Consider the following 24,983-nt stretch of genomic DNA (forward strand, 5'->3'; position numbering starts at 1 on the left):
CGGCGCTCACGCCTCGGCGAGCGCCGCACGCGGGCACTGGGCGACGGCCTCGCGGACGGCGTCCTCACTACCCTCGGGTACGGGATGCGTGACGATCAGCTCGTCGTCGTCGTTGAGATCGAAGACGTCGGGCGCCAGCCCGACACACACGCCGTTCGCTTCGCAGCGGTCGAAGTCGACCTTGACATCCATTCCGGGACCTCGTTTCACATTCGCGCCGACCGATCGCGTCCAGACTAGAACGCGTTCCAATTCTGTGCAATGATTCGCGATGATCCCACAGAGACGATTCGCGGGGACACGCAGCGACGAAACGGAGCGTTCGTGGACATCTCCTACACCCCTGGGCAACAAGCCCTCCGCGAGGAATTGCGGGCCTATTTCGCACAGATCATGACACCCGAGCGCCGCGAGGCGCTCGCGGCCACGACCGGGGAGTACGGCTCCGGCAACGTGTACCGCGAGGTCGTGCAGCAGATGGGCAAGGACGGCTGGCTCACTCTCGGGTGGCCCGAGGAGTACGGCGGTCAGAACCGTTCCGCGATGGACCAATTGATCTTCACCGACGAGGCGGCCATCGCCGGCGCGCCCGTGCCGTTCCTCACCATCGACTCGGTCGCGCCGACGATCATGCACTACGGCACGGACGAGCAGAAGGAGTTCTTCCTCCCCCGCATCTCCGCGGGCGAACTGCACTTCTCGATCGGCTACTCCGAACCCGGCGCCGGTACCGACCTCGCCTCCCTGCGCACCACCGCGGTGCGCGACGGCGACGAGTGGGTCATCAACGGGCAGAAGATGTGGACGAGCCTGATCGCCTACGCCGACTACGTCTGGCTCGCCGCGCGCACCAACCCGGATGTCAAGAAGCACAAGGGGATCAGCGTCTTCATCGTGCCGACCGACGCTCCGGGCTTCTCGTACACCCCCGTGCACACGATGGCCGGCCCCGACACGAGCGCCACCTACTACCAGGACGTGCGTGTCCCGGCGTCCGCGCTCGTCGGTGAGGTCGACGGCGGGTGGGCGCTCATCACCAATCAGCTCAACCACGAGCGGGTCGCGCTCACCTCCGCCGGTCCCGTGCGCACCGCGCTGACCGAGGTCCGGCGCTGGGCGCAGGAGACGCATCTGCCCGACGGGCGACGGGTGATCGACCAGGAATGGGTGCAGATCAATCTGGCACGCGTCCATGCCAAGGCCGAATACCTGCAGCTGATGAACTGGGACATCGCCTCGAGCGCCGGCACCACCCCGCTCGGCCCGGAGGCCGCCTCCGCCAACAAGGTGTTCGGAACCGAATTCGCGACCGAGGCCTACCGGTTGCTCATGGAGGTCCTCGGCCCCGCGGCGACAGTGCGGCAGAACTCGGCCGGCGCACTGCTCCGCGGCCGGATCGAACGCATGCACCGCAGTTCCCTCATCCTCACCTTCGGTGGCGGCACCAACGAGGTCCAGCGCGACATCATCGCGATGACCGCTCTCGGCCAGCCGCCCGCCAAGCGTTAGAAAAGGACGCGCACGTGGACTTCACCCTTACCGAGGCCCAGCAGGATCTCGCAGAACTGACCCGCAGCATCGTCGCGGACATCGTCACCAACGAGCATCTGCGCACACTCGACGCCTCCGAGGACCGCATCGACCGCACCCTGTGGGACACGCTCGCATCGTCGGGCGTGCTCGGCGCCGCTCTTCCCGAGTCGCTCGGCGGAGACGGGTACGGGCCGCTCGAGCAGGCGAGCATCCTGCGCGAACTCGGCCGCGGCGTCGCCGCCGTTCCGTACATCGGCTCGATCGCCGCGTGCGCGTCGGCGATCGCGGAGTTCGGCACCGCCGAGCAGCAGGCCGAGTGGGGACGCCCCGCGGCGACCGGCGAGCAGATCCTCTCCGCCGCGCTCGCCGAGGAACTGAACCCCGACCCCACGGCCCCCGCGACCCGGGCGCAGGCCACGGGCGACGGGCACGTGCTCGACGGCGTGAAGATCGTCGTCGACGCCGCGCCGGTCGCCGACGGTTTCCTCGTCCCGGCCACCGTCGGCGACTCGGTGGCGGTGTTCCTCGTGCGACCCGACGATCCGGGTGTCTCGATCACCCGCCAGCAGACCACCGACTTCGACAGTCGCGGCATCGTCACCCTCGAGCAGGTCGCGCTCCCGGCCGACCGTGTCCTCGGCACCGACGGCCTCGCCGTGGCGACGTGGTTGCGCGACCGCAGCCTGCTCGGCTCCGCCGCCTACCAGTGCGGCGTCCTCGAACAGGCGCTCGAGCTCACCGCGCAGTACGCGCGCGAACGCGTCCAGTTCGACCGCCCGATCGGCAGTTTCCAGGCCGTCTCCCAGCGACTCGCCGACGCCTACATCGACGTCAAGGCGGTGCGACTGACCTTGTGGCAGGCCGCTTTCCGCATGGCCTCGGGTGAGCGTCACGACGACGCCCTGCGCACCGCGGCCTTCTGGGCGGCCGATGCGGGACACCGTGTCGCGCACACGACCGTGCACGTGCACGGCGGTGTCGGGCTCGACGAGGACCACCCGGTGCACCGCTACTTCCTCGCGGCCAAGCACCACGAGTTCCTGCTCGGCTCCGCCACCGACCAGTTGCGCGCGCTCGGACGCGAACTCGCCGACGTCCCGGCCTGATCGCATGACCGCCCTCACCGTCACCGAACTGCTCGAACGACTCGCCGACGTCGACGATCGGGGTCTGCGCTTCGAGGAGACCGAACTGTCGTGGCGCGAGCACGTCGCGCAGTCCCGGCGACGCGCCGCACTGTTGCGCGACCTGCTCGACGGCCCGGCGCCGAAGCACATCGGGATCCTCATGGACAACGTCCCGGAGTTCTCGTTGCTGCTCGGCGCCGCAGCCTTCTCCGGTTCGGTGGTGGTGGGCCTGAACACGACCCGGCGCGGCGCGGCGCTCGCCCGCGACATCGCGCTCGCCGACTGCCGGGTCGTGTTCACCGAGGCCGCCCATGCGTCCCTGCTCGACGGTGTGGATCTCGGCGACGTGCGGGTGATCGACGTCGACTCCCCGGAGTGGACGACGATGCTCGCCCCGTTCGCCGATACCGTCGTGGAGACTGCCGCGCCCTCCCCCGACGACCTGTTCATGCTGATCTTCACGTCGGGCACGAGCGGCGACCCGAAGGCCGTGCGGTGCACGCACCGCAAGTTCACCGATCCCGCGACGATGCTCGCCACGCGGTTCGGTCTCGGCCCCGACGACACCGTGTACGTGTCGATGCCGCTGTTCCACTCCAACGCGATGATCGCCGGTTGGTCGATCGGGCTCGCGGCGCGCGGCAGCATCGCCCTGCGTCGCCGGTTCTCGGCGTCGGGTTTCCTTTCCGACGTCCGCCGCTACGGCGTGACCTTCGCGAACTACGTCGGCAAGCCGCTGTCGTATGTGGTGGCGACTCCCGAGCAGCCCGACGACCACGACAACCCGCTGCGCATCGTGTACGGCAACGAGGCGTCGGCCGCCGACGTCACCGAGTTCACGCGGCGCTTCGGCGCGCGGGTGGTCGACGGGTTCGGCTCGACCGAGGGCGGCATCGCGATCGCGTCGGCACCCGACGCACCGGCCGGCGCCCTCGGTCGGCTTCCCGAGGGCATCGAGATCCTCGACCCCGAGACGGGGCGACCTTGCCCTCCCGCGGTGTTCGACGCGAACGGCAGGATCACCAACGCCGACGCCGCGACGGGCGAACTGGTCAACGTGCGCGGCGCCGGTCTGTTCGACGGCTATTACAACAATCCCGAGGCCGACGCCGAACGACTCCGCGACGGGCGCTATCACAGCGGCGACCTCGCCTACCGGGACGAGAACGACTTCGTCTACTTCGCCGGACGCAGCTCGGGCTGGCTCCGGGTGGACGGGGAGAATCTCGGTGCGGCACCCATCGAGCGCATTCTGATGCGGTACGAGGGCTTCGCTCAGGTCGCGGTGTACGGGGTGCCCGACCGCAACGTCGGCGACCGCGTGATGGCCGCGGTGATCCCGGCGGCAGGCTCCGACTTCGATCCGGTGGCGTTCGCCCGTTTCCTCGATGCGCAGACCGATCTCGGACCCAAGCAGATGCCCGGTCTGATCCGTGTCTGCAGCGAGTTCCCCCGCACCGCGACCTTCAAGGTCCTGACCCGTTCCCTGGCTGCCGAACGCTGGTCCTGCAGCGATCCGGTGTGGCTCCGGGAACGTGGTGATTCCGAATTCCGGCTGTTGTCAGACGAACTGGTGCACCTTCTCGAACCCGCCTCCGTCGGCACTTCTGCGCGATAGCGTCGTCCCGGGACCCGGGATCGCTCCCTTGCCGCTCTACATACCCTGGGGTATGTTCGGCGCACCCGAGAGGTCGGGACGCGGTTTCGTCGATGCGACCGTGGAAGAAGCGAGGATTCATGGGATCGGTGCCACGCGCGACCGCACACGCACTCGGCGGTTTCTATGCGCTGTCCCTCGACGCGTTCACCGCCCTGTTCCGCTCCCGCTTCCAGTGGCGCGAATTCCTCACCCAGTTCTGGTTCATCGCCCGGGTGTCGCTCGTGCCCACGATCCTGATGTCCGTCCCGTTCACCGTCCTCGTCGTGTTCACGCTCAACTCGCTGCTGCTCGAGATCGGTGCCGGCGACCTGAGCGGAGCGGGCGCCGGGCTCGGCGCCATCACACAGATCGGCCCGCTCGTGACGGTGCTGGTCGTCGCCGGGGCCGGCGCCACCGCGATCGCCGCCGACCTCGGTTCCCGCACCATCCGTGACGAGATCGCCGCGCTCGAGGTACTCGGCATCGACCCCGCCGCCCGGCTCGTGCTGCCGCGCGCACTGGCGTCGACCGCCGTCGCGGTCACGCTCAACGGGGCGGTGTGCGCGATCGGCCTGATCGGCGGGTTCTTCTTCTCGGTGACACTCCAGAACGTCGACCCCGGCGCGTACGCCGCGGGGGTCACGTTGCTCGTCGGTCCCGGTGAGCTGCTGCTCTCGGAGATCAAGGCGGCGGTCTTCGGTCTGCTCGCGGGCCTGATCGCGTGCCATCGCGGACTCTCGGTCAGCGGCGGCCCGAAGAGCGTCGGCGAGGCCGTCAACGAGACGGTGGTCTTCGCGTTCGTCGCGTTGTTCCTCGCGAACATGCTGCTCACCTCGATCGGTATCGCAGTGATGGGTCGGTGAACGCGATGAGCGTGGTGATGAGCCGATGAGTGTCACGGGGGCGGCCACCGGGCGGACTGCGCAGGTGGTGCGCCGCGTCGGCCATGGGATCTCGCGCAGCATCGACACCCTGGGGCGCCAGGTCGTCTTCCTCGTCGGCGCGCTGTTCTCGACGGTGCGAGCGGCCCGGCACTATCCGCGGGAGACACTGCGCGTCGTCTCGGAGATCGGTCTCGGCACCGGTGTGCTCGCGATGGTGGGCGGCAGCGTCGCCATCATGGGTTTCCTCACCCTGTTCGCCGGCGCGACCGTCGCCGTTCAGGGCTTCACCTCGCTCGGCAACATCGGTGTCGAAGCGCTCACCGGTTTCCTGTCCGCCTACGTCAACGTCCGGGTCGTCGCGCCCGTGACGGCCGGTGTCGGTCTCGCCGCGACCATCGGCGCCGGCACCACCGCGCAACTCGGCGCGATGCGGATCAGCGAGGAGATCGACGCGCTCGAGGTCATGGCCATCAAGTCGGTGCCGTATCTCGTCGGCACCCGGATCCTGGCGGGCCTGATCGCCGTCGTGCCGCTGTACTCGCTGTCGGTGCTGGCGTCGTTCCTGTCGAGCCGCATCGCGACCGTCGTGGTGCTCGGCCAGTCGCCCGGCGTCTACGACCACTACTTCGCGACCTTCCTGCGTCCCACCGACGTGTTGTGGTCCTTCGGGCAGGCGATCACCATGGCCGTGGTCGTCATGACCGTGCACAGCTACTACGGCTACACCGCCACGGGCGGACCGTCCGGTGTCGGTGTCGCGACGGGTCGCGCGGTGCGGATGTCGCTCATCGCGGTGGTGACGGTGACCCTGCTGATCTCCCTGGTCCTCTACGGCAGCAGCCGCCAGCTGCACCTGGCGGGGTGAGGATCGTGCCCACCTGGTTGCCGAAGGTCGCTGCGACGTGCTTCGTCGTCGTGTCCGCGCTCGTTCTCGTGTTCGTCTACCACGGCTTCCGCGGCTCGTTCACGCCCGGCGTGACGGTGACCGTCGAGAGCGGCCGTTCCGGTCTGATGCTCGAGGACGGCGCCATGGTCAAGGCGCACGGTGTGCACGTCGGCAGCGTCACCGCGGTGCAGCAGACGGCGTCCGGCGCGGTGATCGAACTGCGCCTGGATCCGGACGCCGCCGCCCGGCTGCCCGCGGACCCCGGCGCGGACATCCGTGCGACGACGGTCTTCGGGGCCAAGTACGTCACCCTCACCGACCCGCCGTCGCCCGGCCCGGTCGGCCTGGCCGAGGGCACGGTGCTGCGCGCGTCGAGCGTGACCGTGGAGACGAACACCGTCTTCGAGTCGCTGTCCGACGTCCTGCAGGCGGTCGATCCGGCGAAGCTGAACCGCACGCTCGGTGCGCTGTCGTCGGCGTTGCGCGGACAGGGTGAGTCGCTCGGCCGCGCGCTCGTCGACACCGACGCCGTCCTCACCCGGATCGAACCGCGCACCGAGACACTGCGACGCGATCTCGCCGCCGCCGAGACGACCGCCGACATCTACGCCGGAGCCACCGACGGGATCGTGGCGTCGTTCGACAATCTCGCCGTCACCGGCACGACCCTCGTCGACCGCGCCGACGACCTCGACCGCGTCCTGCTCGCCACGATCGGCGTGGGCGACGCCGGTCGCCGCGTGGTCGAGCCGAACAGCGAGCAGATCGTCGACGTGCTCGACCTGCTGCGGCCGACGGCCTCTCTCCTCGAGGAGTACTCGCCGGTCCTCCCCTGTTTCCTGCAGGGCGCCGACCGTGCCCGGCAGCTCGCCGAACCGGCGTCGGGCGGCAACGGCTCGTCGATGATGCTGAAGTCGACCTTCCTGCTCGGCACCGACCCGTACGAATATCCGCGCAACCTTCCGGTGGTCGAGGCCACCGGCGGGCCACGCTGCGGTCCCCTGCCGATCGTGACGGCCGACGAGACCCCCGCCCCGTACGTCGTGGCGAACACCGGCGCCAATCCGTTCGAGGCCGGCAACACCTCGCCGGTCTTCGTCCCCGACTCGCTGTTCGAACTGCTCACCGGAGGGGCCGGATGACACGCACCGCGATCGCCGCGGGCATCTACGCCCTCGTCATGGTTCTGATCCTCGCCGGACTGTTCGTCGTCTTCGGCCAGGTCCGGTTCGGTGACCACACGCGCTACCACGCGGTCTTCGACGACGTCTCCGGTCTCGAGGAGGGCCAGTTCGTCCGCGTCTCCGGGGTCGAGGTCGGCAGGGTCACCGCCGTGGAGTTCGGCGAGAACAACCGCATCGACGTGACCTTCGAGGTCGACTCGTCGTACACCCCGACCCGCGCGAGCATCGCCACCGTGCGCTATCTCAACCTCGTCGGCGACCGCTATCTCGAATTGTCCGACGGCGCCGGTGATCCCACGCCCATGGCGGCGGGCGAGACGATCGGCACCGACCGGACCCGGCCGGCACTCGATCTCGACGTGCTCATCGGCAGCTTCACACCGCTGTTCCGCGCGCTCGAACCCGAACAGGTCAACCGCTTGTCGGCCGATCTCATCACCGTGCTGCAGGGTCAGGGCGGCACCGTCGAATCCGTCCTCGCCCAGGCGGCCTCGCTGACCTCCCACATCGCCGACCGCGACGTGCTCGTCGGACAGGTGATCACGAACCTCGACTCGGTGCTCGCGACTCTCGCCGCGCACCGCGACACCTTCGACACCGCCCTGGTGCGTGCCCACGAGGTGGCCGCGCGACTCGCGCAGGATGCCACGCTCGTCGGCGACGCCGTCACCCACCTCGATGCGATCGGCGGGTCGCTCACCGATCTGCTCGCGCAGTCCCGCACCTCGCTCGCCGGCACGATCCGCGAAACCGGCAACGTCGCCGCGCAGGTCGACTCGCGCAGCGACACCGTCGAACAACTGACGACCGAGCTCCCCGACGCCTACAAGGCCCTCACGCGACTCGGCGCCTACGGCGGATTCTTCAACTACTACCTGTGCGGCATGCTCATCGAGATCAACGACCTGTCCGGGAACAAGGTCACCTCACCGCTGTTCGGGCAGACGACGGGCAGGTGCGCTCCGGCATGACCCGGTTCCGCGAGATGAATCCCGTGCGTGTCGGCGTCGTCGGCACGATCGTGCTCGTCGTGCTCGTGCTCGGCGCCCTGAACATCCGCTCCCTGCCGTTCCTCGACGGTGGCACGACCTACCGGGCGAGATTCGTCGACGCCGGCGGTCTGAACACCGGCGACACCGTGCAGGTCGCGGGCAAGGACGCCGGGCGGGTGACCGACATCGACATCGACCACGACGCCGTGGCCGTCACGTTCACCGTCGACGAGGCGGTGGTCCTGGGCACCGACACCACCGTCGAGATCGCCACCGCCACCGCGCTCGGGGCACGGAACCTGCGTGTGCGTCCCGCCGGTCCGGGACGACTCGAGGACGGCGCCACCATCGACCTCGACCGCACCGTCGCGCCCTATCAGTTGACCGACGCCCTCGGCGATCTCACCGACACCGCCGCGGCGATCGACACCGAGCAACTGCGCGAGTCGATGGAAGTGCTGTCCGACACCCTGCGCGAGACGCCCGACGACGTCGGAGCGGCGCTCGACGGTGTGCGGCGACTGTCCGAGACCGTCGCGTCGCGGGACGAATCCCTGCGGGCGCTGCTCGCGCACGCCGAACAGGTCACCGAGGTCCTTGCCGAGCGCAGCGACGCGATCGACGCCCTGATCGTCGATGCCGACCGCATCCTCGGCGAACTGCACCGCCGCCGAGCCGCTCTCGACACCCTGTTCGCGAACGTCGATGCGCTGTCGATCCAGATCTCGAATCTCGTCGCCGACAACGAGGCACAACTCGAACCCACCCTCGGCAAGCTGAACGCCGTCCTCAGGATCCTCGAACGCAACCGCGACAACATCGCTCTGGCCATCGAGCGGCTGGGCCCGTACGCGACCGAACTCGGCGAGGCCGTGGCGTCCGGCCCGTTCTTCAACTCGTACATCCAGAACCTGTTGCCCATGCAGATCATCGAGCCGGCCCTGACCGCCGCGCTCGAGAACGCGGGCATCACGCCGCCGGGAGGTACACCGTGACGCGACTGCGTCCCCTGATCTCGTGGGGTGTCCCGATCCTGCTCCTCGCCGTCGTCGCGGTGGTGTCGTTCACCGTCGCGCCGTGGCGGCCGGCCGACGAGTACGCGGCCGAATTCACCTCCAGCCGTGGCCTGTACGTCGGCGACGACGTGCGCATCATGGGTGTCGAGGTGGGACGCGTGACGAAGATCGAGCCGCGCGGCGATCGCGTGCTCGTACGCTTCGACGTCGACTCCGACCGCCGCATCCCCGCCGACGCGCAGGCCGCGATCGTCGCCCCCACCCTGGTCTCGGCCCGCTTCGTCCAGCTCACCCCACCGCACACGGGAGGACCCGAACTCCCGGTGGGAGCAACGATTCCCGTCGAACGCACCGCGGTCCCGGTCGAATGGGACGAGATCACCGAACAACTGACGCGGCTCACGACCGAACTCGGGCCCGACGACACCGACCCGCAGGGCGCGCTCGGTGAGGTCCTCGACGTCGCGGCCGCCAACGCCGAGGGACACGGTCCCGCCCTGCGCGACAGCCTGCAGCAACTCGCGATGGCGATGCGCACGATCTCCGACGGCCGGCACGACCTGTTCGGCACCCTCGGCAACCTGCAGGTGTTCGTCGAGGCGCTGTCGATGAGTGGCGATCAGATCGTCTCGTTCCACGACCGGCTCGCGTCCGTCACCGAGATCCTCGACGCCAACCGCGACGACATGGGCGCCGCCCTGGCGGGACTCGACGCCGTCCTCGTCGACGTCGAGCGGTTCGTCCGCGACAACCGCGAGCGCGTCGACACGACCGTCGATCGCACGGCCGCACTGACCGAGACCCTGGCGGCACAGCGTGACGGGATCGCGCAGGTACTGCACGTCGCACCGACGGCGTTGTCGAACCTGCAGGGCATCTACCAGCCCGCGCACAACACGGTGGTCTCGGCGTTGTCGCTGACCAACTTCGCCAATCCCGCCCAGTTCGTGTGCTCCGCGCTCGCCGCGGCCGAGCAGGTCGACGCGCACACCGCGTCCGAGTTGTGCGTGCAGTATCTCGGCCCGATCCTGCCGCTGCTCGCGATGGACTACCCGCCCGTGCGCATCAATCCGACGCGCGGCGTGGGCGCGCTGCCCGACCAGCTCGTCTACACCGAGCCCGAGTTGATGCCGGCGCCCGGTGCGCCCTCGCCGACCTCGCTGGCCGACCTGCTCTCCCCGGGGGCGCCGTGAGAACACGAGTCCTGCGCGTGGTCGGTGTCCTCGCCTGCCTGGCCCTCACCGCCGGATGCGAGTGGCGCGGCCTGAACAGCCTGCCCCTTCCCGGCACGCACGGTCGCGGCGACGACGCGTTCGCCGTGACCATCGAGATGCCCGACGTCACAACCCTCGAACGCAATTCGCGGGTCCGCGTCGGCGACGTCACCGTCGGGCGGGTCGCCGACCTGCGACTCGGTGACGGGCACGCACTCATGACGGTGATGGTCGACGGCGGCACGGTGCTCCCCGGGAACACGGTCGCGAAGATCGGGCAGACGAGCCTGCTCGGGTCCGCCCACGTCGAACTCGCTCCCCCGCTCGCCGAGCCCGCCCGCGGTCGTCTCGGGGACGGCGACGTCATCCCCCTCGAGCGGGCCGGGGCGTTCCCCACCACCGAGCAGACACTGTCGTCGCTGTCGCTGGTGCTCAGCGGCGGCGGCCTCGCCCAGGCCCAGGAGATAACCCGCGAACTCAACCGGGCGATGGACGGGCGGCAGGAGTCGGTGCGGGCCCTGCTCACCCGCCTCGACGCGGTGCTCGCCGGACTGGACGGTCAGAAGGAGCAGATCGTGAGCGCGATGGAATCGCTCGACGCACTCGCCGTCGAGGTCGCCGAGCACAACGCCGAGATCGCGGCGGCGACGGACGATCTCGCGCCCGCCACGGAGGTGTTGTCGTCCCAGCGCGACGACCTGACCCGCGCGGCCGACGCGCTCGGGCAGTTCGGGCGCGTAGCGAACGAGGTCGTCGAGTCGAGCGGAGACGACGTCGTCGCGAACCTGCGTGATCTCGAACCGGTGCTGGCGTCGCTCGCGTCGGCAGGCGACTCGCTCACCGAGTCGCTGCGCTACCTGCTCACCTTCCCGTTCCCCATCGACACCTACCGCAACGCGGTGCGCGGCGACTACGCGAACGGCACGGTCATCCTCGACCTCACCCTGCCGACCCTCGAGAACGCACTGCTGCTCGGCACGCCCTTCGAGAACGCACTCACCGGTGGCGGGCGACCCGTACCGGATCTGGTGTCGCTGCTCGTCCCGCCCGTGTCGGAGCCGACCCGATGAGCCCGCCCGCGGTGCTGCGCCGCAAACTGGCGGTGTTCTTCTCGGTCGGGATCGCGGCGGTGCTGATCGTCGCGCTGTTCATCGTCGAGGTGCCCGCCCTGTTCGGGGTGGGACGCTACGAGGTGCGTCTCGACCTCGCCGACGCCGGGGGTCTGTATCCCTCGGCGAACGTCACCTACCGCGGCATCGAGATCGGCCGGGTGACGTCGCTGACCATGACCACCAGCGGCGCCGAGGCGGTCCTGTCACTCGACTCGGATGTCCCGGTGCCCGCCGATTCGGCAGCACAGGTCCGCAGCATGTCGGCGATCGGCGAGCAGTACGTCGAGTTCCTGCCCGACGGCGAGGACGGCCCGTATCTGACCGCGGGGTCGATCGTTCCCCGCGACCGCATCTCCGTGCCCGAACCGATCGGCGGTGCACTCGACCAGCTCGACGCCACGCTGCAATCCGTGGGTCCCGACCGCCTCGCCCTGCTGCTCGACGAGACCCACACGGCGGTGGCAGATTCCGGCGACGCCCTGCGGATCCTCGTCGAGGCGGGCGCGGCGGTGAGCGCCGAGGCCGCCGCGAGCGCGGACAGCACCGCGGCACTGATCGATCAGGTCGGCCCGTTGCTCGACACGCAGGTCGCGTCGTCGGATGCGATCGCCCGCTGGGCGTCCTCCCTGGCGGGCACCACCGCGCAGCTGCGCGACTCCGACAGCGACGTGCGCACGCTCCTCGGCGTGACGGCCCCTGCCGCCGCGCAGGTGCAGGCACTGTTCGAGGAGGCAGAACCGACCCTCCCCCTGCTGCTCGCCAATCTCGTCACCGTCGAGCAGGTCGCCGCGGTGTACCGGTCGTCGCTCGAACAGATGCTGGTGCTGTTCCCGTCGATCATGGCGTCGACCCAGTCGGCGGGTCTGCCCAATGTCGACAACCCGTCGCAGAACACCTACTTCACCGCGACCTTCAACGACCCGCCACCGTGCATCACCGGCTTCCTGTCGCCGGAACAGCGGCGCTCACCCACCGAGTTCGACGTGCCCGACACCCCACCCGATCTGTACTGCAAGCTGCCGGCGGACTCCCCCATCGCGGTGCGCGGAGCACGGAACATGCCGTGCATCGAGTACCCGGGGCGCCGCGCCCCCACGGTACAGTTGTGCCGCGACGGTGGTTATTCGGCGACAAGCCTGGAAGGGCTTCTGTCGCCGCCGAACTGAGCGACGGGCGGGGCCGATGGACACCGACGGGTCATCCGGCGAGGCGGAACGCACGCCCGACGGCAGATATGTGGTGGTGAAGGGGCGGCGCTGGCGTGCCACCGATCCCGCGATTCCCGAACCGCTGCGGAAGCAGCTGGTGGCGGAGCTGATGCGCGCCCGCCGTCTCGTGAAGAGCGAGGGCGACGCCGCGCGACATCGTGTCCAGGACGCCAAGGTCGCGCTCGGTGAGCGCGGGCATCCGTGGTGGGAGCCGCTCGACGACGACGCGGCCCGCGAACGGCTCGCGGCCACGATCTGTGCGCTGCTCCGGGAACGGACTCCGTCGACCATCTGCCCGAGCGACGCCGCGCGGGTCGCGGGCGGACAGTCGTGGCGCGACCTGATGGACACCGCCCGCTCGGTGGCCGCCGAACTCGAACGCAGCGAGCACGTGGTGATCACGCAGAAGGGTGAGCCGGTGGACGTGGAGACGGCTCGAGGTCCGATCCGGATCGCCCCCGGACCGAACCTCGAGCATCCTCGTCCCTCCCCGTGAGACGAATCCGAACGGATCAGACGCTCGCGGCCTCGTTCAGCTTCTCCAGCGTGCCGGTCGCCTCGAGGTACTCCTGCACCCAGCGTTCGATGACGGCGGAGGTCTTGTCGACCTTCGTGAACTGCCCGACGACCTGACCGACGGGGTTGAACGCGACGTCGACCGACTCGTCGGGGTACTTGTGGGTGGCGGCGACGGCCATACCGGACACCATGTACTGCAACGGCATTCCGAGGGGCTTCGGATTGCCCTCCTGCTCCCACGCTTCGGTCCAGTCGTTGCGGAGCATGCGGCAGGGCTTGCCGGTGAACGACCGGCTGCGGACGGTGTCGCGGCTGCTCGCCTTGATGTAGGCCTCCTGCTGCACCGGGGTGTTCTCGGCCTCCTCGACCATGAGCCACTGCGAACCGGTCCACGCACCTTGGGCACCGAGCGCGAGCGCCGCGGCGATCTGCTGGCCGCTGCCGATACCGCCGGCCGCCAGCACCGGGACCGGTGCGACCTCCTTGACGACCTGCGGCCACAGCACGATCGAGCCGACCTCACCGCAGTGCCCGCCGCCTTCGCCGCCCTGGGCGATGATGATGTCGACTCCGGCGTCGGCGTGCTTGCGGGCCTGCTTCGGCGAGCCGCACAGTGCCGCGACCTTGCGACCGGCCTGGTGGATGTGCTCGATCATGTCGGCCGGCGGGGTGCCGAGCGCGTTGGCGATGAGCGTGACCTTCGGATGCTGCAGCGCCACCTCCACCTGCGGGGTCGCGGTGGCCTCGGTCCAGCCGAGAAGCTGCAACGCGTTATCGTCGCCTTCGGGCAGCGGGACGCCGTGGTCGGTGAGGATCTTGCGGCCGAATTCGAGGGTCTCCTGCGGCACCATCGACTGCAGCATCTTCGTGAGTTCCTCGGCGGAGAGGTTCGCGTCCATGCCTTCGTACTTGTTGGGGATGACGATGTCGACGCCGTACGGGCGGTCGCCGATGTGCTCGTCGATCCAGTTCAGCTCGATTTCGAGCTCTTCCGGCGTGAACCCGACGGCGCCGAGGACGCCGAAGCCGCCGGCCTTGGCGACGGCGACGACGACGTCGCGGCAGTGGGTGAACGCGAAGATCGGGAACTCGATGCCGAGTTCGTCGCAGATGGGCGTGTGCATTCGGCACTCCTCGATAGAAAGGCGCAAGACTGGAACACGTTCTACCTTAGTGCCAGATGGGTCTGTGCGGAAGGCACGCAACAACGGACGAAGGCTCGCAACATCGGCAGTCACTGCCGACGTTGCGAGCCTTCACCTCGCGTTGCGTACCTCAGATGACTCCCCGCTCGCGGAGTTCCTTCTGCTCGATGTCGCTCAGTCCGAGGATCTCGCCGTAGACCGCCGCATTGTCGTATCCCGCGACGGGCGGGCCGGCACGACGCACCGAACCCGGCGTCCCGGTGAGCGTCGGCACCACACCGGGGCCGAGCACGTCTGCGCCGGTGCGCTCGTCGTGATGCGGGACGATCATGTCGCGCGCCTGGAACTGCGGATCGGCGACGACCTCCGCGACCGTGTTCACCGGACCGGACACCACACCCGACGACGACAGGTGCGCCAGCAGGTCGTCGAGCGTCCACGTCGCCGCCCACTCACCGATGAGGGCGTCGAGCTCGTCCTGGTTCACGCCACGCGCGAGGTGGTCGGCGAAGCGCGGGTCGTCGGCGAGCTCGGGGCGTTCCATCGCCGCGCACAGGCGACGGAAGACCGTGTCCTGGTTGGCGGCGATGACGATCCACATGTCGTCGGACGTCCGGTACAGGTTCGACGGGGCGATGCCCTCGAGCCGGGTGCCGGAGGGGCCGCGGACGACGCCCGCGACGTCGTAGTCGGGGATCACCGATTCCTGGATGGCCAGGCACGCCTCGGTGAGCGCCACGTCGACGACCTGCCCGCGCCCGGTCCGTTCGCGGCCGAGAAGCGCGGCGAGGATGCCCTGCACGGCGAACATCCCGGCGAGGGAGTCGCCGAGGGAGAGCGCGAGTCGCGGCGGTGCCTGGCCGGGATAGCCGTTCAGGTGCCGCAGGCCGCTCTCCGCCTCGGCCACGGACGCGTAGCCGGCCTGCCCGGCCTTGGGACCGGTCTGCCCGTAGCCGGAGACCCGGGCCAGCACGATGCCCGGGTTGATCTCGGAGAGCACGTCGTAACCGAGTCCCCACTTCTCGAGCGTGCCGGGACGGAAGTTCTCGACCACCACGTCGGACTCGGCGACGAGACGCCGGAACAGTTCCTGTCCGTCGGGTGCCCGCAGATCGAGGGTGACGCAACGCTTGTTGCGCGCGTGCACCGTCCAGAAGTAGCGGTGCCCGTCCCGCTCGCCCTGTCCCCAGGTGCGGAGCGGGTCGGGACGCTTCGGATCCTCGATCTTGATGACGTCGGCACCCATGTCGCCGAGCAGACGTCCTGCATACGGGCCGGCGATCAGGGTTCCCAGTTCGAGCACCCTGATGTCCGCCAGCGCTCCCGCTGCCTGCGACGCGGCTGCCTGCGACCCGTCTTGTGTCGACTCGGCTTGTGTCACTGCCTCTTCCGTCCTCTGGTCAGTAACCGAGGTGAACCGTCTTCTCCTCGGTGAACGCTTCGAGCCCGCTGCGGCCCAGTTCACGCCCGATGCCGCTCGCGTCACGTCCACCCCAGGGTAGTGCCGGATCGGGCACACCCCAGCCGTTGACCCACACCGTGCCCACGCGCAACTGCGGGATCACGCTGTGCACGGTCGACAGGTTCTGACTGAAGATGAACGCGTTGAGACCGTACTTCGTGGCGTTCGCCAGCTGCACGGCCTCCTCGGTGGTCCTGAAGGTGATGACCGTGGCGACGGGGCCGAAGATCTCCTCGCGCGCGATGGTGAGGTCGTTGGTGCCGCGGAAGACGGTCGGCTCGACGAAGAAACCACGCTCCCCCACCCGCGACCCGCCGGTCAGCAGCTGAGCACCTTCGCTGCGGCCCTTCTCGATGTAGCCGAGGATGCGGTCGAGCTGCTTGCGGTTGACGATGGTGCCCTGCGTCGTCGATGCGTCGAAGGGATCACCGATCACCGCGCCGCGCGCGAACTCGACGAGTCCCTCGACGACCTGATCGGCGATCGACTCGTGCACGATCACACGCGTGCCCGCCGCGCACACCTGACCCTGGTGGTAGAAGTTGCCCATCGCGATCCACGGCAGCGACGCCTCGAGGTCGGCATCGGGGAAGATCAACTGCGGGGCCTTGCCGCCGAGTTCGAGGGTCACCTTGCGGAACTTCTCGCCGGCGAGCGAGGTGATGGTCTTGCCGACGGCAGGGCTGCCGGTGAAGGTGATCTTGTCGATGCCCTCGTGGGCGGCCAGCGCCGCACCGGCTTCGGAGCCGAGACCGGGCACGACGTTGAACGCGCCGTCCGGCACCCCCGCCTCGGCGAGCAGGTCGGCGAGCTTCAGGGTCGACAGCGAGGCGTCCTCGGCGGGTTTGACGACCACCGAGCATCCGGCGGCCAGGGCCGGGGCGATCTTCCAGGCCGCGACGACCGTCGGGTTGTTCCACGGGGTGATCGCACCGACCACGCCGAGCGGCTGGCGCAGGGTGAATCCGAAGCGGTGCTGCGGACCCACGTCGGGCAGGATCATCGCCTCACCGGCGATCTTGTCGGCCCAGCCGGCGTAGTGCCGGAACGACGCCGCAGCGGCGGGGATGTCCCCCGCGACGGTGTCGGCGTAGAGCTTGCCCATCTCCGCGGTCTCGAGCGCCGACAGTTCGGGGGCGTGCTCCTCGATGAGGTCGGCGGCGCGGGAGAGGATCCGGCCGCGTTCGGCACCGGCCATCCGCGACCACGCACCGGAGTCGAAGGTGTCGCGCGCGGCGAGGACGGCCGCGTCGACGTCGGCGGCGCCACCGGCCGCGACCTCGGCGACGACCTCTTCCGTCGCCGGGTTGATCGACGAGAAGTGGGCACCCGAACGGGCGGGCACGGCCCGGCCGCCGATCCGCAACTGCGGGTCGGGTACGACGACGGGTGCGGGGGTGGACAGTTCGGTCATCACAACTCCTGGGGAGAAGGTGGGGTGAAGCGTCGGGTGAGGCCGGACCACGAGGAGTCGTAGTTCGGCTGACGATGCGCTGCGCGGTGGGCCGCGTCGGTGACGGACAGGGCCAGTCTCGTCTCGAACATGAACGACAGGGTGTTCACGAGCTTGACCGGCTTCAGTTCGGCCGACGTCGCGAGGTCGAAGGTCTCGACGTCGGGTCCGTGGGCGCCCCATTGGTTGTGGAGCGAGGCGCCACCGGGAACGAATCCTTCCGCCTTCGAGTCGTGCTGTCCACGAACGAGTCCCATGAACTCGGTCATGACGTTGCGATGGAAGTGCGGCGGCCGGAAGGTGTGCTCTCCGACCACCCAGCGGTCGGGGAAGACACAGAAGTCGACGTTGGCCTGCCCCGGAATCGGGGTGGGAGAGGTGAGCACGGTGAAGATCGACGGATCGGGATGGTCCCAGCCGGCCGTGGTCATCGCGTTGAAGCGACCGAGATCGTATTTGTAGGCACCGTGCGTGCCGTGCCAGGCGACGACGTCGAGGGGCGAGTGGTCGAGTTCGGTGGCCCACAGGTGCCCACCGAACTTCTGCACGAGTTGCACCGTGCCCGAACGGTCCTCGTACCAGGCCGTCGGGTACAGGAAGTCGCGGGCGTGGGCGAGACCGTTCGCGCCGATGGGGCCGAGTTCCGGCAGGGTCAGGGCGGCACCGTAGTTCTCGAGCAGGTAGCCGGTCGCCTTCTCCCCCACCAGGTCCACGCGGAACCGCAGGCCCCTCCCGATCACGGCGATCTCACCGGGTTCGACGAGCAGACGTCCGAGTTCGGTGCACAGCAGCAGCGCACCGCCCTGGGGCACGAACAGCAGCTCCCCGTCGGCGTCGACGAAGTACCGGTCGGTCATCGACTGCGACGCCGCGTACAGGTGGATGGCGATGCCGGTGCGGGACCGCACGTCCCCGTTGACGGCGTAGGTCGTCACGCCGTCGAGGAAGTCCGTGCCCGGCGCCGGTTCCGGCTGCGGATCCCATCGCAACCGGTTCGGGGTGAGCACTCCCCCGGCGTCGGGTGCCGACACCCAGCCGGCGTCGTCGATGCGCTCGAAGGGGCCGTGCGCGGCGGACGGCATGATCCGGTACGTCCATGTGCGGCGGTTGATCTCGCGGGGCTCGGTGAACGCGGTGGCCGAGTGTTGTTCGGCGTAGAGCCCGTACGCGACCCGCTGGGGCGAATTCTGTCCCCACGGAAGCACACCCGGGACGGCCTCGCTGTGGTGCTCGTTGCCGAAGCCGTGCAGATACTCGATGCCCGCGCAGCCGGGCTCCGCACCGACGTCCGCGCGCTCGCTCATGTCAACGCGACCATCTCGTGCAGCGTCGAACCCGAACGCTCGTAATCGGTTCCGTCGACGGTCACCGTCATCGTGAAGTCCGACCGGAATCGGAAGTAGCCGGGATGACCGACGAGCCGGTTGACGAGCGGCTTGAGCAGCCTGCTCGACGCGAGCGGGACGTCCTCGAGCAGGTTGTGGGCGTGCACGATCTCGCGGACGGTGAGCTTGACGTCGAGCGAACCCGGGATGCGGAGGCGGATCCACGCCGGGTAGGTGCGGTCGGCGACCGCGTTGTGCACGATCGGCCCTTCCGTCAGTTCCACCTCGCCGTTGCTGAGGATCACGTCGCGTCCCTGCGCGACCATCACCGGCTGCGACCAGTGCGAGCCGTACTTCTTCTGGGTGTGCACCATCGCGTAGACGAGGGTGAAGTCCTCGGTGTACAGCCGGCCCCAGTACCACTTGTCGATGAGGCGCTTCATGTCGCCGACGCCCCAGTTGTGGTCGTGGTAGCCGCGACCGGTGACCTCGGTGGTCTTCCCGTCCACCGTCACCGTCCCTGCGACCCGCGCTCGGGGTGCGCCGACGACCCACGCGAAGAATTCGCGTTCGTTGTAACTGGTCTGGCCACGACCGGGCATCCACGGCGGGACCTCGGCGGTGAAGGTCAGGTCGAAGGCGAGGTCTCCTTCGGACACCGACACATGGTAGACGGGCAGCCCGTCCTCCTCGCCGACGAGCTTCGCGAAGCTCTGACCGACACGCACGTCACACCGTTCGGTGGACACCGAGAGGTCGGCGTCGGTGTACGACCGGCTCGCCTCGCGTCGCTTGCCGTCCGCGCTGTAGACGTGGATCTCCACACCGGGCTTGCGGTGCACCAGCTCCCGGGTCTGGATCATCGCCACGACGATCCGTCCGTCGTCGAGATGGGCGTCGAAGTACCAGTGTTCGAAGGCGTGCTTGTCGGTGGACGGGTGGGCGCCGTTGTCGGCGGCCTCCACGGCGGTGATCTCGCCGTCGCGTCGTCCGGGGCCGTTCCAGGCTTCGATGATCTGCAGGGTCATTGGGTTCTCTCCGTACGAGGGTGAAGTGGGGCGGGCCGGTTATCTCCGGAGCGCTCCGCTGGCGTCGAATTGCGCTTCGCGGCCTTCCATCTGGGCGCGGTACCAGTTCTCGCGGTGGGCGCACATGATCTTCTCGTGCACGCCGGCCGCGCCGGGGACGAACCGCCGGGCCAGTTCCATCGCGGTGATGAGCGGGAAGCGGACGATCGGGATGATCATCCACGGAAGCACTTTCGGCATCGAGTACTTGCGTCGCGTGCCCGGTCCCATGAACATCGCCGAGTACACCGAGTTGATGCGGAAGTTGTAGTGCTCCCGCAGTCTCTTCAGACCGCGGTGCCCGTCGCGGGGCGCGAACGCCTGCGGGTAGGACTCGATGAGTTCCTTGCCGTGCTCACCCGAGTCGTACGAACGGGAGATCACGGTGGTCATGAGCGCGCGGATGCTGTCGGCGATGGTCTCGGGGTACCACTGCATGCGCACCCCGAGCAGGTAGCCCATGTACTTCTGGAAGTGGATGAGCGCGCGGATCTCTCGTGGGGTGGTGTGGTAGCCGAGGGTCCACAGGGCCAGGCCGGGGGTGAGGCTTCCGGCGATGAGGGTGAGCAGCATGTAGGTCTGGCTGATCGGCAGTCCCCACTTGGCGATGTCCCATTCGGGGTGCTTCGCGACACGGGAACGCACCGACACGTGCATCACGCGGACCTTCAGGGCGGTGGCCCGCCCCTTCGAACCCGGGGTGAGCAGGGCACCGGGTTCGGATACGTCGATCCAGAACCGGCAGGTCTCGAGGAAACGTCGCAGGGCGTTGTCGCCGGCATAACCTCCGGCGAGCGACAGCGGTGTCGCGACGGCCGCCTCGGTGTAGATCTCGAGGGTCTCGGCTCCGGCGAAGCTGAACAGCATCGTGCCCCAGCGACGCCAGATCGCGGCGCCCTGTTCGACGAGTTCGGGTTGCACCCAGTCGGGCACGGTCTCGAACTCCTCGAACAGTGCCTTCATCGCGTCGGGCACGTCGTCGAGCGAGTCCATGCCGTCGACGAGGGCCTTGTCGAGCATCTCGCGGGTCTTCTTCGGCCCGAGTTCACCGTGGTAGACCTCGTCGACGAAGCGCTCGGCCGTGGGGTCGCCGCTGAACAGGTCGTTGCACAGGGCCCGGGCCTGCTCGTCGGTGGGCAGGAAGTCGAATCCGGTGAGCCGGCGGACGAGGTTGCGGGTGCGCTTCACACCGGGCTTCTCCAGCGCCTGCCAGTAGGGGAAGGCGCTCGGGCATCGGTCCTGTGCGGTGGTTCCGGGACTTGCGAGAGTTCGGGTCATGCCGATACCTCCTCGAGTACCGTTCGGCGGATCCACGCGACGAGCCGTCCGACGACGTCGGAGAGACCGTCCGGTTGATCCACGAGATAGTGGTTGAGGTTCCGCATCTCGATCAGTTCGTTGTGGCTGCCCGCCAGCGCGTCGTACATCGACCGGGAGTCCTCGGCGAAGGCCGCCTGGTCGCCGAGCAGGCTCATCACCATCGTCGGGGTGGTGACGTTGCGGAGATCGGTGAGGGCGTCGGCGTGGGTGTGGTCGACGCTCCACGTGCTGAGCCAGCTGCGCACGGTGACGAAGCGGGCCAGGCCACCGGCAGCGGTGTTGGCCGCTTTCGGATCTCCGTACATGGAGCCGAGTTCGCGGTCGCTCGGGTCGAGGTTCAGGTCGACGAAGCGCGGGTCCGCGACGGTGCGGTGCACGACGAAGCCACGATCGGAGGCGCCGGTGCGTTCGAGGTCGGCGAGCTGTTCGAGCGCCCACGCGTCGATGCGGCGCATGCGTGCGAGCTGCGCGTCGCGGTAACGCTCCACCCATTCGGGATCGAGGGGTGCGGTGCGCTCGGGGGCGTAGAGGTCGAGTTCGGGATCGGTGGCGTAAGGATCGGATTCGTCGGTGACCGCGCCGTCGATCCAGTGCCGGAGAACGCGTGCCCGGCCGGGGTGTGCGCCGACGAGCATCAGGGCGTCGGCCGGTCGCAGGTTCGCCTCGGCGAACGGTGCGGGGTCGCCCGCGGGTGTGGTCGTCACGGTCGGGTTCTGTGCCTGCGACTGGTAGAACGACGCGAGCGATCCACCACCGCTGAACCCGAGCAGCACGACCTTCTCGAAGCCGAGTTCGTCGGCCATCCACCGCACTCCGGTGCCGAGGTCGAAGGCGGCCCGCTCCATGATGAGTGCCGGTTCGTTGGACGAGTAGCGGGTGTTGAGTCCCATTGCGGGGACACCTGCTTCGGCGAAGGCGCGGAACAGGAAGTGGCTCAGGAAGTTCGAGGCCGGGTGGCACATGACCACACCGACGTCCTTCGAGTACCCGGGTTGTGCGACGAGGTTGCCGTGCAGCGTCGGGTAGTGGCGGCTGAGCCCGGAGTGCATCTCGACGCGACCGTCGTTCGCCGGTTCGTACGGGATGCGCTGGAAGTGGTCTCGGGTCGTGGTGGAACTGGTGGAAGTCATGTCACCGTCCGGTATTTGAGCATCATGTCGTGGTCTTCGTGGTCGAGGATGTGGCAGTGCCACACATATCCCTGCAGGTCGCCGCCGGCAGTGCCGGCGGTGCCGGCGGTGTCGCCGTGGCCGGCGTGGTCACCGTGTCCGCCCTGCCCGGCGCGGTGCGGATCGAAGGTGTGCACCTCGCGCGAGAACGTCGCGTCGGGGTCGAAGCCGAGTTCGTCGGCCGTCGGGAAGTACGCGACGATGCGCGTCACCGAGTTCGGGTCGCAGATGACCGTGTCCTTGTAGCCGGTCTCCCACGGCTCCGGTCCCCGCATCGGTTCGACGACGTACGGGTCGGGATCGGGCGTCCACTTGAGCCCGATGGGCGGCTGCGGCTGCCGTGCACACATCGCGAGGGTGTTGATCGCCTGCCGTCCCAGCACGCGGAAGTGCACCAGGTGCAGGTGGATCGGGTGCGGGTCGGGCGTCGCATTGACGATGTTCCACTGCTCGACGGTGCCCTGACGCGGCATCTCGATGTCGGTGCTGTGGTACATCAGGTTGTTCAGCGACATGATCGACGGCGGGATCCGCACCTCCGAGGGCTGGCTCAGCGACACGTTCCGCACGTTCTGCGGCGCCGGGATCGGCCCGACCGCGGGCGGAAGGCCGGGACCACCGCGCAGGCGGTCCGGGACCGGTCCGGTGAAGCCTCGCGAGCGATCTGCCCGGAACCGCATGAACAGCGGCATGAGCACGGCACCGATCTGCGCGGCCTGCGGCGCGGCGGGTTCGGAGTTGCGTAGTTCGACGGTGGCGTCCGCATCGAGCTGCGCGAAGTCGACGAGCAGGTCCACGCGTTCGCCGGGCGACAGTCGCACGCGGGTCGTGGGGACGGGGGCGTCGAGCAGGCCGCCTTCCATGCCGATCACCCAGAACGGCATGCCGTTGGAGAAGTGCAGGTCCCAGATGCTGAACGACGCCGCGTTGAGCAGCCGGAGCCGGTAGAGACCCCGCGCGACCCGCGCCTCGGGCCAGATCTTTCCGTTCACGACACCGACATCACCGACCGCGCCACCCTCCCAGCGCCCCTGCGGGACGATCGGGGTGGATCGGATGCTCTGCGAACCGTCACCGTTGACGATCTTCTCCTGCAGCACCAGATCGAGCTCGAACTCCCCGGCGGGCAGGCCCAGCGGGTTGCCGGGCAGACCGGTGTCGTAGTCGTCGCGGAGCAGGTACATGCCGGCCAGTCCCGCGTAGGCGTTCAGTCGGGTGACGGCCATGGCGTGGTCGTGGTACCACAGCGTCGTCGCGCCCTGGCGGTTCGGGAAGCGGTACGTGAATCCCTGTCCGGGCCGGGAGATCTGCTCGGGGTTGCCGTCGAATTCCGGAGGCGTGACCCCACCGTGCAGGTGCATCGAGGTGGGGACGTCGGTGCGGTCGCGTTCGCTCAGACCGTGCAGCGAGGTGTCGAAGTCGACGGCGAAAGGGTGCGCGTCGATGCGGTTGCGGTACTCGATCGCCGTCTCCTGCCCGCGGTGCGCCACGAGAGTCGGCCCGCCGTAGGTGTTGTCGCCGTAGGCGAGGGCGGGACCGGGCGGAAGGTCGCGGTGGAAGCTGTGCATCGTGCTGACGGCGTCGATCCGGTAGGACGCCGAGTCCAGACGCGGCAGGAGGGGCAGGTCGTCGACGAAGGGTTCGAGTCGCGGGGAGTGGAACAACAGGGGGCGGGAGATGTCCGGCCCGTCCGCGAACGCTCGGCCGCCGAGAAGCACCGCACCGGTTCCTGCGGCGAGCCCGGCGAGAAGGGTTCTACGGGTGAGTCTCTGCATGACGCGGCTTTCTGTGTTCCGGATCGGGAGTCGATGCGGACAGTCATCGTGACCGCCGCCACAGTACCATACGGTATGGTTTGGTCAATAGTGCGCACGGAGGAGTACAGATGGCTCGATTCCCCTGGTCGGCGATGGTTTCGACGGTCGCTGTTCTCACCCTCGGCGCGGTGGCTCCGGCGCCCGCAGCGGCCGATCCGAGCCCTGCGCCGTGCTCGGGCGCAGACGCTGCGGTAGTGCTCGTCCACGACCTCGCGAGCACGCCGGACGTGTGGTCCGATCTACGCACGGACCTCACCGCGGCGGGCTTCTGCACCGTCCCGGTGACCTGGGGCGAACCGGCGGGCACCGATGTCCCGCTCCCCCTCGCCGGCCTGCGCGGGGTCGAGGCGGGCGCACGCGACCTGGCCTACGCTCTGGACGGGCTGTGCGGGCAGCGATCGCGGTGCACGGTCGACGTCGTGGCGCACGGCGCGGGGTCCCTCGTCACCCAGCGATACCTGCAGGATCACGGCAACGACCGGGTCCGGTCGCTGACCACACTCGGCCCGATGTGGCACGGCACGGAGATCGCCGGGCTGGCCGCCGCCGAGCAGATCAGCCGCGACCTCGGCACCTACAATGCGGTCCTCGCCCTCGAGAAGCCGCTCGTCGACCCCCTGTGCGCCGGATGCCGCGAGATCATCGCCGGATCGGATCTCCTCCGCGACCTGCATGCGCGCGGCGTGCCCACGGCCGGGATCGACTACACCGACATCGTCTCCCGCTGCGACGGACTCGTCGTCCCACCTGGGATCGGGGCACTATCCACCTCGACGGTGGTCACGTTGCCCGGGCCGGATTCGTCTCCATGCGTTCACCATTGGGAACTTCCGCACGACGGCTCGGCACGCGACGCCGTCCTCACGGCACTGTCCGGTTCGGGCATGTAGTCTCGATTTCGGATCCGATCG

The 24,983-nt window shown here is 69.0% G+C and carries 22 protein-coding genes; 13 read left to right on the forward strand and 9 right to left on the reverse strand.

Annotation, left to right across the window (positions count from 1 at the left end; all coding sequences use genetic code 11):
* Positions 1 to 6: 6 nt before the first annotated feature.
* Positions 7 to 192, reverse strand: coding sequence for a ferredoxin (locus tag B9C99_RS08315; RefSeq protein ID WP_016692405.1), 186 nt, complete (start codon positions 190 to 192; stop codon positions 7 to 9).
* A gap of 132 nt (positions 193 to 324) precedes the next feature.
* Here B9C99_RS08315 and B9C99_RS08320 point away from each other — a divergent pair, with 132 nt between their 5' ends.
* The 12 genes from B9C99_RS08320 to B9C99_RS08375 all read left to right on the forward strand — a co-directional run bounded on the left by B9C99_RS08320 (position 325) and on the right by B9C99_RS08375 (position 13,291).
* The gene (locus tag B9C99_RS08320) at positions 325 to 1,509 is read left to right on the forward strand and encodes an acyl-CoA dehydrogenase family protein (RefSeq protein WP_016692404.1); all 1,185 of its coding nucleotides are present in this window, start codon (positions 325 to 327) and stop codon (positions 1,507 to 1,509) included.
* A 14-nt stretch (positions 1,510 to 1,523) separates the two neighbouring features.
* A complete protein-coding gene (locus B9C99_RS08325) occupies positions 1,524 to 2,639 on the forward strand; it encodes an acyl-CoA dehydrogenase family protein (RefSeq protein ID WP_016692403.1) in 1,116 nt (371 codons plus the stop codon).
* Positions 2,640 to 2,643: 4 nt separating this feature from the next.
* Entirely contained in the window at positions 2,644 to 4,278 is a 1,635-nt protein-coding gene (locus B9C99_RS08330; protein WP_088897538.1) for a long-chain-fatty-acid--CoA ligase, read from the forward strand.
* 119 nt (positions 4,279 to 4,397) lie between these two features.
* Complete coding sequence (locus B9C99_RS08335) at positions 4,398 to 5,162, forward strand: ABC transporter permease (protein WP_016692401.1); 765 nt, start codon at positions 4,398 to 4,400, stop codon at positions 5,160 to 5,162.
* A gap of 25 nt (positions 5,163 to 5,187) precedes the next feature.
* Positions 5,188 to 6,048 (forward strand): ABC transporter permease, encoded by an 861-nt coding sequence (locus B9C99_RS08340; RefSeq protein ID WP_037190328.1) that lies wholly within the window; start codon positions 5,188 to 5,190, stop codon positions 6,046 to 6,048.
* Positions 6,049 to 6,053: 5 nt separating this feature from the next.
* Entirely contained in the window at positions 6,054 to 7,211 is a 1,158-nt protein-coding gene (locus tag B9C99_RS08345) for an MCE family protein (protein WP_253250008.1), read from the forward strand.
* The gene (locus B9C99_RS08350) at positions 7,208 to 8,224 is read left to right on the forward strand and encodes an MCE family protein (RefSeq protein WP_088897540.1); all 1,017 of its coding nucleotides are present in this window, start codon (positions 7,208 to 7,210) and stop codon (positions 8,222 to 8,224) included. The genes B9C99_RS08345 and B9C99_RS08350 overlap by 4 nt, the downstream gene beginning before the upstream one ends.
* Positions 8,221 to 9,240: an MCE family protein gene (locus B9C99_RS08355; RefSeq protein WP_253250009.1), complete on the forward strand. Its 1,020-nt coding sequence runs from the start codon at positions 8,221 to 8,223 to the stop codon at positions 9,238 to 9,240. Before B9C99_RS08350 ends, B9C99_RS08355 begins: the two co-directional genes overlap by 4 nt.
* Positions 9,237 to 10,454 (forward strand): MCE family protein, encoded by a 1,218-nt coding sequence (locus B9C99_RS08360; RefSeq protein ID WP_088897542.1) that lies wholly within the window; start codon positions 9,237 to 9,239, stop codon positions 10,452 to 10,454. Before B9C99_RS08355 ends, B9C99_RS08360 begins: the two co-directional genes overlap by 4 nt.
* A complete protein-coding gene (locus B9C99_RS08365) occupies positions 10,451 to 11,545 on the forward strand; it encodes an MCE family protein (RefSeq protein ID WP_088897543.1) in 1,095 nt (364 codons plus the stop codon). Before B9C99_RS08360 ends, B9C99_RS08365 begins: the two co-directional genes overlap by 4 nt.
* Positions 11,542 to 12,753 carry an MCE family protein gene (locus B9C99_RS08370; RefSeq protein WP_088897544.1) on the forward strand — a complete coding sequence of 404 codons (1,212 nt, stop codon included), beginning with the start codon at positions 11,542 to 11,544 and terminating at the stop codon, positions 12,751 to 12,753. Before B9C99_RS08365 ends, B9C99_RS08370 begins: the two co-directional genes overlap by 4 nt.
* A 16-nt stretch (positions 12,754 to 12,769) precedes the next feature.
* A complete protein-coding gene (locus B9C99_RS08375; RefSeq protein WP_088897545.1) occupies positions 12,770 to 13,291 on the forward strand; it encodes a DUF3253 domain-containing protein in 522 nt (173 codons plus the stop codon).
* A gap of 16 nt (positions 13,292 to 13,307) precedes the next feature.
* Here B9C99_RS08375 and B9C99_RS08380 read toward each other — a convergent pair whose 3' ends face one another.
* The 8 genes from B9C99_RS08380 to B9C99_RS08415 all read right to left on the reverse strand — a co-directional run bounded on the left by B9C99_RS08380 (position 13,308) and on the right by B9C99_RS08415 (position 24,030).
* On the reverse strand, positions 13,308 to 14,438 hold the full coding sequence (locus B9C99_RS08380; protein ID WP_016692392.1) for a nitronate monooxygenase: 1,131 nt from the start codon (positions 14,436 to 14,438) through the stop codon (positions 13,308 to 13,310).
* Between the two features lie 151 nt (positions 14,439 to 14,589).
* Positions 14,590 to 15,768, reverse strand: a complete 1,179-nt coding sequence (locus tag B9C99_RS08385) for a CaiB/BaiF CoA-transferase family protein (protein WP_232622131.1) — start codon at positions 15,766 to 15,768, stop codon at positions 14,590 to 14,592.
* A gap of 91 nt (positions 15,769 to 15,859) precedes the next feature.
* Entirely contained in the window at positions 15,860 to 17,335 is a 1,476-nt protein-coding gene (locus tag B9C99_RS08390; protein ID WP_016692390.1) for an aldehyde dehydrogenase family protein, read from the reverse strand.
* The gene (gene hmgA, locus B9C99_RS08395; protein WP_016692389.1) at positions 17,335 to 18,678 is read right to left on the reverse strand and encodes a homogentisate 1,2-dioxygenase; all 1,344 of its coding nucleotides are present in this window, start codon (positions 18,676 to 18,678) and stop codon (positions 17,335 to 17,337) included. The genes B9C99_RS08390 and hmgA overlap by 1 nt, the downstream gene beginning before the upstream one ends.
* Positions 18,675 to 19,727 carry a lipocalin-like domain-containing protein gene (locus B9C99_RS08400; protein WP_016692388.1) on the reverse strand — a complete coding sequence of 351 codons (1,053 nt, stop codon included), beginning with the start codon at positions 19,725 to 19,727 and terminating at the stop codon, positions 18,675 to 18,677. Before B9C99_RS08400 ends, hmgA begins: the two co-directional genes overlap by 4 nt.
* Before the next feature lie 39 nt (positions 19,728 to 19,766).
* On the reverse strand, positions 19,767 to 21,044 hold the full coding sequence (locus tag B9C99_RS08405; RefSeq protein ID WP_016692387.1) for an oxygenase MpaB family protein: 1,278 nt from the start codon (positions 21,042 to 21,044) through the stop codon (positions 19,767 to 19,769).
* Positions 21,041 to 22,216, reverse strand: a complete 1,176-nt coding sequence (locus B9C99_RS08410) for an alpha/beta hydrolase (protein ID WP_088897546.1) — start codon at positions 22,214 to 22,216, stop codon at positions 21,041 to 21,043. The genes B9C99_RS08405 and B9C99_RS08410 overlap by 4 nt, the downstream gene beginning before the upstream one ends.
* Positions 22,213 to 24,030 (reverse strand): multicopper oxidase family protein, encoded by a 1,818-nt coding sequence (locus B9C99_RS08415; protein WP_016692385.1) that lies wholly within the window; start codon positions 24,028 to 24,030, stop codon positions 22,213 to 22,215. The genes B9C99_RS08410 and B9C99_RS08415 overlap by 4 nt, the downstream gene beginning before the upstream one ends.
* 110 nt (positions 24,031 to 24,140) lie before the next feature.
* On the opposite strand from B9C99_RS08415, the gene B9C99_RS08420 reads away from it, so the two are divergent.
* The gene (locus tag B9C99_RS08420; RefSeq protein WP_143543547.1) at positions 24,141 to 24,962 is read left to right on the forward strand and encodes a triacylglycerol lipase; all 822 of its coding nucleotides are present in this window, start codon (positions 24,141 to 24,143) and stop codon (positions 24,960 to 24,962) included.
* The last annotated feature ends 21 nt before the right edge of the window (positions 24,963 to 24,983 follow it).

Source organism: Rhodococcus sp. BUPNP1 (assembly GCF_002215235.1).
Lineage (GTDB): Bacteria > Actinomycetota > Actinomycetes > Mycobacteriales > Mycobacteriaceae > Rhodococcus.

What these genes read in the sequence shown, in the direction of transcription:
- B9C99_RS08390 (WP_016692390.1), bottom strand. Translation starts at nt 17,335, where the DNA reads ATGACCGAACTGTCCACCCCCGCACCCGTCGTCGTACCCGACCCGCAG.
- B9C99_RS08350 (WP_088897540.1), top strand. Translation starts at nt 7,208, where the DNA reads ATGACACGCACCGCGATCGCCGCGGGCATCTACGCCCTCGTCATGGTT.
- B9C99_RS08410 (WP_088897546.1), bottom strand. Translation starts at nt 22,216, where the DNA reads ATGACTTCCACCAGTTCCACCACGACCCGAGACCACTTCCAGCGCATC.
- B9C99_RS08380 (WP_016692392.1), bottom strand. Translation starts at nt 14,438, where the DNA reads ATGCACACGCCCATCTGCGACGAACTCGGCATCGAGTTCCCGATCTTC.
- B9C99_RS08400 (WP_016692388.1), bottom strand. Translation starts at nt 19,727, where the DNA reads ATGACCCTGCAGATCATCGAAGCCTGGAACGGCCCCGGACGACGCGAC.
- B9C99_RS08355 (WP_253250009.1), top strand. Translation starts at nt 8,221, where the DNA reads ATGACCCGGTTCCGCGAGATGAATCCCGTGCGTGTCGGCGTCGTCGGC.
- B9C99_RS08335 (WP_016692401.1), top strand. Translation starts at nt 4,398, where the DNA reads ATGGGATCGGTGCCACGCGCGACCGCACACGCACTCGGCGGTTTCTAT.
- B9C99_RS08330 (WP_088897538.1), top strand. Translation starts at nt 2,644, where the DNA reads ATGACCGCCCTCACCGTCACCGAACTGCTCGAACGACTCGCCGACGTC.
- B9C99_RS08420 (WP_143543547.1), top strand. Translation starts at nt 24,141, where the DNA reads ATGGCTCGATTCCCCTGGTCGGCGATGGTTTCGACGGTCGCTGTTCTC.
- B9C99_RS08340 (WP_037190328.1), top strand. Translation starts at nt 5,188, where the DNA reads ATGAGTGTCACGGGGGCGGCCACCGGGCGGACTGCGCAGGTGGTGCGC.
- B9C99_RS08315 (WP_016692405.1), bottom strand. Translation starts at nt 192, where the DNA reads ATGGATGTCAAGGTCGACTTCGACCGCTGCGAAGCGAACGGCGTGTGT.
- B9C99_RS08405 (WP_016692387.1), bottom strand. Translation starts at nt 21,044, where the DNA reads ATGACCCGAACTCTCGCAAGTCCCGGAACCACCGCACAGGACCGATGC.
- B9C99_RS08375 (WP_088897545.1), top strand. Translation starts at nt 12,770, where the DNA reads ATGGACACCGACGGGTCATCCGGCGAGGCGGAACGCACGCCCGACGGC.
- hmgA (WP_016692389.1), bottom strand. Translation starts at nt 18,678, where the DNA reads ATGAGCGAGCGCGCGGACGTCGGTGCGGAGCCCGGCTGCGCGGGCATC.
- B9C99_RS08415 (WP_016692385.1), bottom strand. Translation starts at nt 24,030, where the DNA reads ATGCAGAGACTCACCCGTAGAACCCTTCTCGCCGGGCTCGCCGCAGGA.
- B9C99_RS08370 (WP_088897544.1), top strand. Translation starts at nt 11,542, where the DNA reads ATGAGCCCGCCCGCGGTGCTGCGCCGCAAACTGGCGGTGTTCTTCTCG.